The organism is Streptomyces sp. NBC_00637, assembly GCF_045161545.1.
Taxonomy (GTDB): Bacteria; Actinomycetota; Actinomycetes; order Streptomycetales; family Streptomycetaceae; genus Streptomyces.
In genome coordinates this window covers 3503584-3515742 of record NZ_CP109046.1, presented here as the reverse complement: position 1 = coordinate 3515742, position 12159 = coordinate 3503584, and the positions used below count along the sequence as shown (strand labels likewise).

Here is a 12159-nt window from a genome sequence, read left to right as displayed (position 1 = left end):
TTCACCGGAGCAGGTAGGGCATGTTGACCGTGACGGCACCGGTGGGACAGCGCGCCGCGCACGGGCCGCAGTACCAGCACTCGTCGACGTGCATGTAGGCCTTGCCGTTGCTCTCGTCGATGGCGAGGGAGTCCAGCGGGCACATGTCCACGCAGAGCGTGCAGCCGTCGATGCACTTCGACTCGTCGATGGTCACGGGCACGTCGGCCCGCTGGGGTGCCAGGGTCATGGCTGTCTCCAGAAAAGTCCCGAGAAATTCTGAGAAATCCCGTCCGGCCGTGAACCGATGAGGCCGTGCCGAACGATCAAAGGTCGAGGGCGCAGAAGAGGGCGGAGAGAAGGGCGGCGGATGAGCTGAGAAGAGGGCGGAGAAGGGGATGAGCGGGAGGGGGCGAAGAGGATCAACGGGAGGGCGGCGAAGGGGCCGGAAGCGATATAGAGGGGAGGGGTCAGAGGGAGCGGTGCAGCAGGCCGCTCATCGAGATGCGGTCTCCGCGGAAGCGGATGAACTCCAGGTCCACCGGGCGGCCGTCGGCGAGGTGGGTGAGGCGCTCGAGCATCAGGACGGCGGCACCACGTGGTGCCTCCAGTACGGCGGCTGAGTGGGCGTCCGCGGTCACCGCCTCCAGGGTGATCTCGGCGTGTCCGAGGGGCTGCCCGGTGACGGCCTCCAGGAGCCGGAAGACATCGGTGTTCTCCAGGTCGGCGCCGAGCAGGGCGGTGCCGATGTCGAGCGGGATGTAGGTGAGGTCGAGAGAGAGGGGGAGGCCACCCAGACGGCGCAGGCGTTCGATGTAGAGCACGTCGGTGCCGGGCGGGACCCGGAGGCGGTCGGCCACCGGGGCGGGCGCGGCGACGGGACCCATCGTGCGGACCTCGTTGGTGACGTGGCCGTGCTCGTGCAGGGTCTCCGCGAGGCCCATCAGACGGTCCAGGCCGTGCGGGTACTTCTGTGCCACGACGACCGTGCCGACACCCGGCAGGCGCTCCACCAGCCCCTCCGCCCGGAGCAGGTCGAGAGCCTCGCGGACGGTGTTGCGGGAGGCGCGGTAGTCACCGGCGAGGGTCGACTCGTGGGGAAGCGCGCCGTCCGGAAAGCCGTCGGTGAGCAGCTGGCGGCGCAGGAGGTCCGCGAGCTGCCGGGCCTGGTCCGCTCGCAGCCGCCGGCGCGCACGGTGGGCGGCGACGGTGGTCGCGCCCTGGCCGGCGTGGTCTCGGATGCGGTCGGTGGGTGGCATGTTGCGAACCATAGCGAGCCAGTAGGAAAAGGGGTGTTGCCGGAGTGTTGCGCCACCTGCGAGAGCGTCAGACAAGTCGCTGACCTGGGAAAACGAGTCCGGCTTGCACAAGATCTGCCAGGTCGGACACACCGTGGGGACAGCGCCGACGGGCAAGGCGGTCGCGACGGCGCCGTCTGGGCGACAGGTCGGGACGGCGCCGTCAGGGCAAGGCGGTCGGGACGGCACCGTCAGGCGACATGGTCGGGACGACGCGGGTCACGCCCGTCAGGCAAGCGCGGTCAGTCCCGGGGCGAAGGTGATCAGCAGGGGCACCAGCGGCACCAGCGTGGCCACCGTCGTCGTCAGCGCCCGCTGTCTGAGGAGCAGGCGCGGGGGCGGCTGGAGCAGGCGGTCGACGCGCTCGCCCAGGAGGCGGTTGCTGGAGGCGCAGGACAGGACGCCCCGGTGCTGGTTGAGCTCGATCAGGGCCAGCGCCGTGGTCAGGTGCCCGCAGCGACGCGACGCGGTGTCGTCGGCGGCGAGTTCGACCAGGCGGTGGGTCTGGTCGCAGAAATGGGAGAAGAGCGGAATGCGGGGGAAGCCGGTGGCGAGGGCGGTCGACAGGTGGAGCAGCCAGTCGTGGTGGGCGCGGGCATGGCCGCGCTCATGGGTCAGGACGGCGTCCAGCTGGTGGGAGGTGAGGCGGTGCAGGGCGCCGGTCGTCACGATCAGCTGGGGTGGGTTGCCCGGCATCCACCAGGCGTCGGGGTACTCGTCCTCCAGTACCAGCAGCGGGCCTCGGGCGGACGGCAGGCCGGCGGGCAGGTCGGGGGCGCGTTCACGCAGGTGGGCCCTGGCCCGGCCGCGGCGCCGACGGGCCTCGACGGCTTCGCGGGCCAGCATCGCGGTGGTCCAGGCGGCCCCGCAGGCCAGCAGCAGGGTCAGGGCCGAGGCCCACAGGGGGGCGGCGGACAGGTCGTACGCCTCGGAGACCCCGGGCGGAGCGGGGGCGAAGACCCGGGTGCGGACGGTGTGGAACACGGCGGCGGTCCCCAGGGTCAGCGCGGTCAGGCAGCACAGCAGGACCGTGGCGACCAGGCACTGCCACACCCACAGTCCGATCACGGGCTCCCGCTCGGGCCAGGCGGACCGGGTGAGCGCCCGGGGAGCGGGCACGGCGACGAACAGGGCGACGACGCTCAGCAGGAGCAGGCAGAGGGTCATGCCATGGGCTCCGGATCCTGGTCGGGATGGGGGCGTGGGTCACGTGCGCGCGGGGTGCGTCGGGCGAACCCGCGTGCGTGCGGCCCGCTGCGGGCGGCGGGCTCGGCACGAGGACCGTGCCCCTTGCCAGTATGACGGCGGTTCCTCCGGGAGTCAGCCCAAGACGACCTCCCGATTCAGCCCCGGCCACCCCGGCTCGGCGGCCTCACCGCCACCGGCCGCCCCACCACGGGCCTCACCGCCACCGGCCGCCCCACCACGGGCCTCACCGCCACCGGCCGCCCCAACATGGGCCGCCCCGCCACCGGCCGCTCCACCACCGGGTCGGTCACCGACGCCCGGACCGACGCCGGCACCCGAACCGACAGCGGGACCGGGACCGGCACCGGCACCCGAACCGACAGCGGGACCGGGACCGGCACCGGCACCCGAACTGACGTTGACAGCGGGGCCGACGACGGCACCGGAGCCAACACCAGTGCCGACACCGGCATTGACGCCGACGTCAACTCGGGTACCGGTGCCTGCACCGCCGCAGGTTCGGCCACTGGCTCGGAAGTCGGCGCCGGTGCCAGCACCGCCGCCGGGTGCTTCACCCGGCGATCACCTGTCCGGTCACCTCTCCCAGGCCCACTCGCGCTCCGTCGGGGCCGGGAGCCCATGCCGACAGGGTCACCACGTCGCCGTCCTCCAGGAAGGTGCGCTTGCCGTCGGGGAGCTCCAGCGGGTCGCGGCCGTTCCAGGTCAGTTCCAGCAGGGAGCCGCGCTCGTTCGGATGGGGGCCGCTCACCGTGCCGCTGCCGTACAGGTCGCCGGTGCGCAGGGAGGCGCCGTTGACCGTGAGGTGGGCGAGTTGCTGGGCGGCGGTCCAGTACATGGTGGCGAAGGGCGGATCGGAGATCACCTGGCCGTTGAGCGCGACGGAGATGCGCAGGTCGTAACCGCCCGGCTCGGTGGCCGCGTCGTCCAGGTAAGGGAGGAGCGGGTGGGTGCGCTCCGGAGGCGTCACCCGCGCGTTCTCCAGGGCCTCCAGCGGGGTGATCCACGCCGACACCGACGTGGCGAACGACTTGGCGAGGAACGGGCCGAGAGGGACGTACTCCCAGGCCTGGAGGTCGCGGGCCGACCAGTCGTTGAGCAGGCACAGACCGAAGACGTGCTCGCGGAAGTCGGTCAGCGCGACCGGGCTGCCCTGCCGCGAGGGTACGCCGACCACGAAGCCGACCTCGGCCTCGATGTCGAGCCGCACGGAAGGGCCGAAGACGGGTGCCGGCTCGTCGGGCGCCTTGCGCTGCCCCGACGGGCGGACGACGTCCGTGCCGGAGACCACGACCGTGCCCGCCCGGCCGTGGTAGCCGATCGGCAGGTGCTTCCAGTTGGGCAGGAGGACGTCCCCCGCGTCCGGGCGGAAGATCGCTCCGGCGTTCCGGGCGTGGTGCTCGGACGAGTAGAAGTCGACGTAGTCGGCGACCTGGAAGGGAAGGTGCAGGCTCACGCCGGACAGGGGGTGGAAGAGCGGTTCGACGGTGGGCCGGTGGGCGGGGTCCGTCACCCACTCCGTCAGCGCGCGGCGCACCTGCGACCAGGTCGTGCGTCCCGCCGCAAGCAGCGGGTCGAGCGTCGGCGAGGAGAGCAGGCCGGCGTGGGGCGAGCCGAGCGCGCGGGCCGCCGCGCCCGCGTCGAGGACGTGGTCGCCGAGCCGGACGCCGACGGTCCGTTCCGCGGAGCCCGGGAGGGAGAAGACGCCGTACGGGAGGTTGTGCGGGCCGAAGGGGTCGCCCTCGGGAAGGTCGAAGGGGGGCATCGGGTACTGCCTCTCTTTCGTGCGCTCTTGGGTGCTCGCCATGTCGGACTCGCCGGACCTCGAACGGGTGTCGCGCGGGTGCGCCGAGCCGCGCCACAGGTTACGGCCGACGTGGCGGAAGTGACATGGGGGCCGGACCGGCGAGCCAGGTCGGCCCGCAGCTCTCCGCTTCCGCCCGCTCACCCCGAGTCGTCCGCGGGCCGGTCCGCAATCTTGACGGAGCGGTGCGAAAGGGGAGACTCTGGGCGGGTGCTGGAAGGCCTCGGGGAGGGGGCCTTCCCCTGGCACAACTGGGGGGCGGATGGCCATAGGGGAGGCCGGCCTCGGGTCGGCGCGGCGTGGCTCACGGCCGAAGCGGCTGGAAGCGACGATGCGCGACAGACTCGGCCGGGAATGCGTGTACGTACCGTCGTGCAGATTCGGGCTGTACGTGGCCTTGCGCCACTGGTGCCCGCCCGGCGGACGGGTACTGATGTCGCCGGTCAACGACGACGTGATCTTCTTCGTCCTGCTCGCGGCCGGACTGCGGCCCGTGCAGGCGCCGTTGAACCCGCTGGACGCGTCGATCGACGTCGATGCCGTGCCCGACGAGATGTGGAGCTCGCTCTCCGGCGTCCTGACGACGAATCTGTACGGCAACCCGGACGACACACCGCGACTGCGGAAGAAGTGCGACGCCCTGGGCATCCCGTTGTTCGAGGACGGGGCGCACGCGATCGGCAGCGAAGTGGGGGGCAGACCGGTCGGGGCCTGGGGGGACGCATCCGTCTTCAGCCTGTCCAAGCATGTCGGTGCCAAGGCCGGTGGATTCCTGGCCTGCGCCGACCCGGGGCTGCGCGAGGCCCTGGCGAAGACCTGCGAGGACCTGCTGCTGCCGGGACGGCTCACGGCGGAACTCGTTTACACCGTCCGGCCGTACGCGGAGGCGACCGTACGGGGGCTGCGGCTGCGGCGGGCCGCGTGGGCCACGATGCGGCTGCTCGGGCTGATGGAGCGGGAGGAGATCCGGATGCCGCTGCGGCCGGCCGAGTTGGTCCGTGCCGTCGAGGCGGCGCCGGACCTCACCGCGCACGACCCCTGGGTCCGCGTCGACATGCACGACTACCGGCTGCGCTCGGGACCGCTGAGAGCGGGCCGGATCGGGCGCAGGCTCGACCGCCTGGACGAGGTGCTTGCGGCCTGCCGGGCGGGCACCGAAGTGCTCCTGTCCACGCCGTGGGCGCGGACCGCGCCACCCCGCGCCGATCGGGTCCAACCCCTCTTCCGGGTACCCCTGTTCGTCGCCGACCGGGACGCCGCAAGGGCGGCGCTCGCGCGGCGGGGCATCGTCGTCGGGTACCTCTATGACCCGCCGCTGGACGACTACGCGGGTGCCGCCTTCACCGACCCGTCGCCCGACCCCGCGGGGGCCCGCTGGTTCGCCCGGCACGCGTTGCCCGTGGATCCGCTGCGGGCCCGGCAGGTCGTCGAGGTGCTCCAGGAGTCCGGCGTACGGCCGGCCGAGGCGCCGGGAGGGCTGGAGCCGACCCGTGGCTGAGACGCAGGCCGACATCCAGGTGTCCGAGGCGCCGGCGCCGTCCGTCGGAAGGGAAACGACGGACGCGTCGCCGGCCGACAGGGCCCGCGGCTCCGAATCCCTGTTCAGGAACGCCTACTTCCTGATGCTCAGCACGGGCGTGTCCGCCGTGCTGGGCCTGGGGTTCTGGCTGGTCGCCGCGCGCTACTACTCGGAGGAGGCCGTCGGTCAGGGCTCGGCCGCGATCGCGGCGATGCGGCTGCTCGCCAGCATCACGGCGACGACGATGATCGGGGCCGTCGTCCGCTTCGTGCCGCGCGCGGGGCGGGCCACGGGCTCGCTGGTGTGGCGGGCGTACGCGGTCAGCTCGGTGGTCGTGGCCGTCGCGGCCTTCGTCTTCCTGCTCACACTGGACCTGTGGGGGGCGACGTACGCGCCGCTCGGCACGGTCGCCGCGGGGACGGCGTTCGTCGTCGCGTGTGTGGCGTGGGCGCTGCTCACGCTCCAGGACGGGGTGCTCACCGGCCTGCGCAGATCGGGCTGGGTGCCCCTCGGCAACGCGGTGTTCTCCGTCGGCAAGCTGATCCTGCTGGCCGTGTGCGCGACCGCGCTGCCGGTGCTCGGCATCTTCGTGTCCTGGGCCGTCGCGATCGCGTTCTCGACGATCCCGCTGGGCTGGTTGATCTTCCGGCGGCTGATCCCGCGCCAGGCCGCCGCCGACCGGGACCTGGAGCCTCCCCAACTGCGCGAGATGGGACGCTTCCTGGCCGGGGACTCGCTGGGCGCGCTGTTCAGCCTGGCGATGATCAACCTGCTGCCGGTGATGGTCGCGGTCCGCTTCAGCGCGGCGGAGAACGGCTACTTCTACGTGGCGTACACCGTCGGCGGCACGATGGAGTTCATGGCCATCAACATGGCCTCCTCCCTCACCGCGCACGCCTCGCACGATCCGCGCCAGCTCGCCGAGGGCGTCCGGGGGGCGCTGCGCCGGATGACGCTGCTGCTGGTGCCGGTGGTGCTGGTCCTGGTGGTGTTCGCCCCCCAGATCCTGCTGCCGTTCCACGAGGACTACGCCGAGCACGGCACCACCGTGCTGCGGCTGCTGGCCGCCGGGGCGCTGCCCCGGGTGGTGGTCGAGCTGTACATCGGAGTGCTGCGGGTGCAGGGCCGTACCGGGATGCTGGCCGCGCTCCAGGGCGCCATGTGCACGTTGGTGCTGGGCAGTGCCGCCGTGCTGTTCGCCCCCACCGGGATCGCGGGCGCCGGCTGGGCGGTGCTGATCAGCATGACGCTGATCGCCGCCGTCTCCGCCGTCGGTCTGCGTTCCGCACTGCGCGGCAACGACTCTCCGCCCGGCGGCCGTTCGTCCGCCGCCCCGGCCTACGGCACCCATTGGGCGCGGCTGAACGCCACCGCCGGGTACGGCACGAACTGGGCGCGCCGGGCGGCGTCCGAACGCGACGGCGTCGACGAGGACACGGTCACCCTGTTCATAGGACGTCCGGGGTACGAACGTGAGGCGCTGCAGGCCGACACGCTGGCGTTGATAAAGCGGCCCCCGCACGAGCCCGACGCCGAGAGGAGAGCCGCTCCGGCGGGGAGCCGGGAGTGGGGGGTCGCCGCCCCGGCGGGGAGCCGGGAACGGGAGGCCACCGCCGCGACGGGAAGCCGGGAGCGGTGGGTCGTGGGCGGACTGTGGGGCCTGCTCGGCCTGGCCACCGTCGTCTTCTGGACGGCGCTGCGCGATCTGCCGTGGCTCGACGGCCCGCCCGAGGACCCGCTGACCGGACGTCAGCTGCTGGCGGCGCTGCCGCTCGCGGCGCTCGTCGCGGGAGGTCTGCTGCTCGTGGTGTTCGTCGGCACGGTGACGCTGCGCGCCGCGCGTGGCGTACTGCTGCCGGGGGTGGCGCTGGGCTCGGTGCTGCTCGCCCTGTACGCCGTGCCCCTCGCCTTCGGCCGGGAGCCGTCACCGGTCGGAGGCGCCTGGTACGCGAAGGCGGCCGGTTCCCTCGCGGAGTGGACGGGGCTCGACGGGCCCGAACCGCTGCTGCGCTGGACACCGCCCGCCGTGCAGCTGCTGTGTCTCGTACCGCTGTGGCTGCTGCTCGCGCGGGCGGACCGCTGGTTGACCTGGCCGGGGCGCTGGGGCGTCCTGTATCTCGTCGCGGTGGGCGGCTGGGTGTGGCGGCAGGAACTAGCGCCGACGGCACTGCCCCTGTTCGTCGTCCTCGTCCTCGCCGCCGTGGTCCTGTCGTCGGCCGCCCGTGCCCGGGTGAAGGCCGGACAGCCTCGGGGCGCGGTCAGCGGGACGGCACGGGCTGGTGGAAGTAGCCGTTGCGGCCCGCCTCCCGGTAACCCTCGAGACCCGGGCCGTCGTTGACGGTCAGATCGCACTCGGGCTCCTCGGAGGTCGGCCGGTTCCAGTGCACCAGCGCCTTCACCTCCGGGAGCTTCTTCACGGCGGAGGGGATCCGGGTGTACCAGTCGCGCTGTCGCTGCGGGGCGTCGGCGTCCGGTGCGGTGGCGAACTCCGCGAGCATCACCGGCTTTTCGTCGCTGATGTTCTCGCGCAGCCACTCGTAGCTGGGGCGCTGGCTGCGCAGGAAGTCCTTCCAGTCCGTGGTGCCGTGGCACTGGTAGTAGTTGTACTGGTCCATGGCGATCCAGTCGACGTACTCGTCCCCGGGGTACAGGGCCTTCATGTCGGCCGCGCTGCCGAGGTAGCCGGAGACGGTCCACACCCACACCACGTTGTCGGCTCCCAGTTCACGGAACCGGTCGCGGACATGGCGATACGCGGCGACGAACTCCTCCGGGGTGCCCGCGCCTTCCTTGATCCGGGCGTCGGTCTCCTGGTCGAAGGAGAGGAAGACGCGTTTGCCGTAGGCCTTGATGCGGCGGATCTGCGGATCGAGGATCGTCCTGTCGTGCTCGCCGGAGGCGATGTTCTTCCAGCCGAGCTGGGTCTCCGTCCAGTTCTCGTGGTGCGGCTCGGTCCAGACGGTGGACTCCCAGGCCAGCATGAGCAGCCTGTCCTTGCCCAGTTCCTGCTCGTCGGGGGTGAGCAGCTGCCCGTCGAGCGTGGTGCCCGACATGTCGTGGTAGTTGTAGACGAGGTCCAGCTTGCGGCCGATCCTCTTCTCGAAGCCGTGCACGGCGTCCTTGAGCGAGCCGTCCGCGGCGTACGGCACGGCGGCGCCCCACCAGGCGCCGCAGGGCGGGATCAGCGTGTCGGTGGGCGCGCAGGAACCGGTGGGCAGCTCACCCGAGGCCGCGTTGTCGGGCAGGGCGCCCGCGGCGGAATCCGGGTCCTCGGAGCGGCCGGCCCAGATGCCCAGCCCGGCGAGCAGCGCGGCCACCGCCACCAGCGCGACAGCGGTGTAGGTGCGCCTGACGCTTCTCGGACCGTTCCCCGGAGCGTCGTCCGCCGGACCGCCCGCGGGACCGTTCCCCGGACCCCCCGCGGGAGCGTCCGCCGGACCGCCCGCGGGAGCCTCCGTCCGCCCGGGAGCGTCCGCACGACCGTGCCCGGGAGCGTTCGTCCGCCCACCCGCCGGACCGTTCGGCGTGCCGTTCCCCGGCGGCTTCCCCGAGGCGTCCCCCGAGCCGTCCCCCGGCAGGTCCCCCGGGCCGGGGTTCGGAGCGGTCGGTTTGCCGTCCCCTGAGCTGGGGTTCGGCCCGTCGTCCGCCGAGCTGGGGCCTGAGCCGTACTCCAAGTCGTTCCCGTCCCCCCTGTGGTTCTCCACGTCCCTCACTCCGTGTGGTTCGGCCGGCCTGCGTGGCCCGCGCAGCCGATGCCGTCCCGTCATAGGTCGCTGCCGCCGGAAGGCCTGCGCCTGACCTTGGCGCGCTCGACCGCGCCGCGCCGGGCGGCGGGCAGCGGGAGCCCCGGCAGGGCCGCGGTGAGGGTGGTGAAGCAGGCGAGCGCGACGAGGAAGGCGGTCAGGGAGAACGCCTCCACCAGGAACAGCGAGGTGGCGGTGAGCACACCGAGCGAGAGGCTGATGGGCGCGGCGAGGGCGACCGCCTCCAGCCTGGCGCCGGAGGCCAGCCGACCCGACTGCGGATACAGGGCCGCACAGCCGGGACCGGACAGGACGAACAGCAGCACCGGGATCCAGCGCAGCGGGGAGGGGCCGGGCACGGCGGTGGCGGCCAGTGCCACCCAGCCCGAGGCCGCGACGAGGACTCTTCCCTGCGTCGAGGTGAACCTGCCGGGCCCGTCGTCATCGACCCCTCGAGTCCCCTCGGCCCCTTCAGTCCCTTCGGCCCCTGGAGTCCCTCCGGCCCTTTCGGCCTCTTCGGCGGTGTGCTCGTTGTCGATGTCCTCGGAGCCTGTGGTCGTCACTTCGATCACCTTGTGGTCATTCATCGGGTGGCCGGGCGGTACTCCAGGACGACGCCGTACGAATGGCTCTCGACGGTCCGGAAGAGGGGCGAGGCGGACAGCTTCGAACGCAGGGTCTCGAATCCGCCCGCCGGCAGCAGGCCCTCCCCGGCGGTGTAGATGTCCTGGGTGCGGGTGAGGACGACGTACGCCTTCGCGCCCGGTGGGATCCCGTCCGCGAGGTAGCGGGCCGGGTCCTTCAGCATCTTCTCGTTCTCGGGCAGCGCCTGCTCGGCGAAGAACCAGTGCTCGAGACGGTCGTAGCGGTGGAGCGCCTGCGGGAAGGAGCCGCTGGTGGCGAGGATGAGCGAGCCGTCGGGGGCGTTGTCGAGGGCCCTGGTGATCAGCGCGGTCTCCTCCGGCGGCGTGTAGAACATCTTCTCCTTGCCGTAGTACGACGGCAGGAAGCCGGCCAGCAGCACGAGCAGGACGACCGGCAGGGCGAAGGCCGCCGTTCTGCGCCGCAGTGCCTTCGCCCTGCTGCGGTGGGTCCCCGCGACGGCCGGCACGAGCGCGGCGGCGGCGAAGAAGGCCGCGCCAGGCAGGGCGAACAGATAGACGCGGAAGAGCATTTCGCCGCCGTAGTCGTTGACGGCGAACAGCGGTACCGGGGCGACGGACACCAGCAGCAGCGGCAGCGCGCTGCGGGTCAGCCGGCGCCGCAGCAGCACGGCGGCCCCGGCGAGGGCCGCGACCGCGAGCACCATCACCACGTTGGCGGTGCCCGCGAGTTCCGGACCGGGCCCGGTGAGCTGTCCCGCGTAGCCCGCGCGGGAGTTCTCCGTCAGCTCGCCGATCGACTTCCTGATGGTGGAGAGCGTCTCGACGAACAGCGGCCGCCCCATGGTCAGGTCCCAGGTGAGCATCAGCAGCGCGGCCACGACCAGCAGTCCGTAGTTGCGGTAGCGGCGGGTGAGGCTGAGCGCCACCAGACAGATGGTGAGCATCACCGGGGTGAGCTGGTGCGTGGCGTTGATGGCGGCGATCAGCGGGGCCAGGATCACCACGCACACCGCGCGCTGCTTCCTCCCCGTGGGCGGCGGGACGGGCGCGGCCACCGGGTCGAGAAAGGTGCGGTCACGCAGCCGTCCGGCGGATCCGGGCCGCACGAAGTGCCGCAGCACCACGGCGAGGACCGTCAGATGCAGCAGATAGGCGAGCGCCTGCGGGGCGAAGTAGTCCTGGCCCACCCAGTTGGCGAGCTGGAAGATCCACACGGCGGTCCAGATCAGCCGCCAGTCCTCGCAGAAGGTCCGGTAGATGAGGACCAGCACCGGCATCATGAGCAGACCGACGACGATCGGCGCCCAGTTGGCGTAGACGGCGGCGCTCTCCACACCGAAGGCGCGCACCAGGCCCGCGTTGAGGGTGAAGAAACCCGGCCACTGGTCGTAGGCGGACATGTTGCCCGACAGTGCCGCGCCCGGTCGCAGCTCACCGTTGGCGAGCAGCGTGTTGACGATGGCGTCGTGCTTGGAGGCCCATGGGTAGCGCACCGCGTCGTACAACACCGCCGGTGGCGCCTTCAGCGCGAGGAGCAGCGCGGCGCAGTGCGCGGCCGGCCACCAGGGCGCGGTGCCCGCGCGGCGCAGGCTGAGGACGAAGCCCGCGGTGAGCACCAGCAGCGAGAGGTAGTAGGTGACCGGCAGCCGGTCCAGCAGCCCGTAGTCGCCCATCTCGCGGAAGCCGATGCGGGGCAGCGCGTACACCCACAGCCCGGCGGCGAACAGCAGCGTCAGCAGGCCGGCGTCCGGTGGCCGGCGCGGGACCCGCCAGGTTCTGCGGTCTCCGCCGGTGCTCGGGCCCCTGCTTCCCGGGCTGACCGTGCTGCCCGGGCCGACCGTGCTCTCCGAGCTGCCCGTGCTGCCCGGGCTGCCGGGAGTGCCCGGTCCGGCGGAGAGGTCGGGGGTGGGCAGCTCGCTGCTCTCGGTGCTCGGTACGGGCACGTGTGGTGGCACGTGGTGCGGCACGTGTGGCACGTCGAGGCTCCCCTCCCTCAAGCCAACTA

The 12159-nt window shown here is 72.5% G+C and carries 9 protein-coding genes; 2 read left to right on the top strand and 7 right to left on the bottom strand.

What is annotated here, in order from left to right; genetic code table 11:
* Nucleotide 1: 1 nt before the first annotated feature.
* The 4 genes from OG440_RS15200 to fahA form a co-directional block, all read right to left on the bottom strand.
* Nucleotides 2–229, bottom strand: coding sequence for a ferredoxin family protein (locus OG440_RS15200; RefSeq protein WP_020130156.1), 228 nt, complete (start codon nucleotides 227–229; stop codon nucleotides 2–4).
* 220 nt (nucleotides 230–449) lie between these two features.
* Entirely contained in the window at nucleotides 450–1238 is a 789-nt protein-coding gene (locus OG440_RS15195) for a GntR family transcriptional regulator (protein WP_406007364.1), read from the bottom strand.
* A 267-nt stretch (nucleotides 1239–1505) separates the two neighbouring features.
* Nucleotides 1506–2444, bottom strand: coding sequence for a M56 family metallopeptidase (locus OG440_RS15190; RefSeq protein ID WP_406007363.1), 939 nt, complete (start codon nucleotides 2442–2444; stop codon nucleotides 1506–1508).
* 592 nt (nucleotides 2445–3036) lie between these two features.
* Nucleotides 3037–4248: a fumarylacetoacetase gene (gene fahA / locus OG440_RS15185; protein WP_406011361.1), complete on the bottom strand. Its 1212-nt coding sequence runs from the start codon at nucleotides 4246–4248 to the stop codon at nucleotides 3037–3039.
* Nucleotides 4249–4549: 301 nt separating this feature from the next.
* Between fahA and OG440_RS15180 the strand changes: the two genes are divergently transcribed.
* The gene (locus tag OG440_RS15180) at nucleotides 4550–5785 is read left to right on the top strand and encodes a DegT/DnrJ/EryC1/StrS family aminotransferase (protein WP_406007362.1); all 1236 of its coding nucleotides are present in this window, start codon (nucleotides 4550–4552) and stop codon (nucleotides 5783–5785) included.
* Entirely contained in the window at nucleotides 5778–8144 is a 2367-nt protein-coding gene (locus OG440_RS15175) for a lipopolysaccharide biosynthesis protein (protein ID WP_406007361.1), read from the top strand. The genes OG440_RS15180 and OG440_RS15175 overlap by 8 nt, the downstream gene beginning before the upstream one ends.
* Here OG440_RS15175 and OG440_RS15170 read toward each other — a convergent pair.
* From OG440_RS15170 to OG440_RS15160, 3 genes are all read right to left on the bottom strand, one after another.
* Entirely contained in the window at nucleotides 8065–9129 is a 1065-nt protein-coding gene (locus tag OG440_RS15170; protein WP_406007360.1) for a glycoside hydrolase family 26 protein, read from the bottom strand. The two genes, OG440_RS15175 and OG440_RS15170, sit on opposite strands and share 80 nt — an antisense overlap.
* A 440-nt stretch (nucleotides 9130–9569) precedes the next feature.
* Nucleotides 9570–10112: a hypothetical protein gene (locus tag OG440_RS15165; RefSeq protein ID WP_406007359.1), complete on the bottom strand. Its 543-nt coding sequence runs from the start codon at nucleotides 10110–10112 to the stop codon at nucleotides 9570–9572.
* 20 nt (nucleotides 10113–10132) lie between these two features.
* Entirely contained in the window at nucleotides 10133–12130 is a 1998-nt protein-coding gene (locus OG440_RS15160) for a hypothetical protein (protein ID WP_406007358.1), read from the bottom strand.
* Nucleotides 12131–12159: the final 29 nt, after the last annotated feature.